The following is a 1,083-nucleotide window of genomic DNA, read 5'->3' as shown; positions in this document are numbered from 1 at the left end:
TTGATCTTTTCTATGCGTTAGGCCGTTTTCGAGCATCAGCCCGGGAAATTTCAGAAGAGCAATTTTGACATTGCGGACAGCTTTTGTTTTCTGCTCTGCCGAAATGCCAATGCTCGCGAAATGGTCGACGACCTCGGCAGTGAATTTTTCGAAACTAAAACTGCCTTGAGATATTTGCGAGAAATCCAAATCCTCTGAGAATCTTTGTAGGTCATAAATGAATCGCATGGCCGTGCCGCCGACAAACGCAAGATCTTTTGAGTAACCATTTTCTTCGATAAATTTCAGAATCAGTGTTTGAATGAACTCTCGCAAAGCATTGAACCTTGCCATCTTATCGGCTATAGCGAACATATTCTCCTTGATGATATCGTTCATGCTCATGATAGTTCATCCCTGCATTTCAAAAGACCATCAACGATTTTGCCAATCTTTGACATTTTGAATTTCTTGGCCATTTTTTTCATCTTTTTCGGATCGATTATCTCCAGATTTTGAAGGCGCAAGTTTTCCTCGAAATATGACAACTCGATTTTCATGTTCGCAGGCGTCCTTAGATAAAAAAGATCCAATAATGCCTTTTCCGGTGTCGCAATCAAAATATCGGCATCGTTTTCGTCCTTTGTGCGCTCGTATCCAAAAAACAACTCTTTCGCCACATTTTTATAGATGAATCCGCCAAATTTATTGGTGAAGTCTTTGGTCTTTTTAGGGGTTACGGATGTCGTCTGAAATACCCCCTCAGGGATCATGCCATAATAGCTTAATGCATATTCAAGGCTAACATAAGATGGATAATAAAGGATGTTAGCAATGAGCATTTGAGAAAGACCAACCCCTCTATCTTCATTGTTCAAGGTGTATAGCCCCTTTTTAAGTCTAATCAATTCGCCATCTTTGACCCATCTAACCAGTTGATTATTAATAGTATATTCCGACCCATCTTGTGCGCTGAAAAAAGCGCTCGTAACATATGGATATTTTCGCAGATTTTTCTTTATATTTAACAGTTTCATTTCCGTAACTACTATTTTAATAGTAGTTACGGAAACAGTCAAGAGATTTTTGATCTTATCTCACCGG

2 protein-coding genes are annotated in these 1,083 nt (G+C 39.2%); both read right to left on the bottom strand.

The window, feature by feature from the left end:
• Positions 1-384: hypothetical protein (locus COV46_06435; protein ID PIR16886.1), on the bottom strand; the 384-nt coding region annotated here is incomplete at its 3' end.
• Positions 381-1,016 (bottom strand): hypothetical protein, encoded by a 636-nt coding sequence (locus tag COV46_06430; protein ID PIR16885.1) that lies wholly within the window; start codon positions 1,014-1,016, stop codon positions 381-383. The genes COV46_06435 and COV46_06430, both read right to left, overlap by 4 nt.
• Between the last annotated feature and the right edge of the window lie 67 nt (positions 1,017-1,083).

The organism is Deltaproteobacteria bacterium CG11_big_fil_rev_8_21_14_0_20_49_13 (assembly GCA_002796305.1).
In the GTDB taxonomy this organism is placed as follows: domain Bacteria; phylum UBA10199; class UBA10199.
The sequence above is the reverse complement of the archived record's forward strand: the minus strand, read 5'-3'. Positions and strand labels throughout refer to the sequence as shown.

Bases quoted from the DNA above. Each gene is read 5' to 3' on its own strand.
- COV46_06430 (PIR16885.1), bottom strand. From the start codon at position 1,016: ATGAAACTGTTAAATATAAAGAAAAATCTGCGAAAATATCCATATGTT.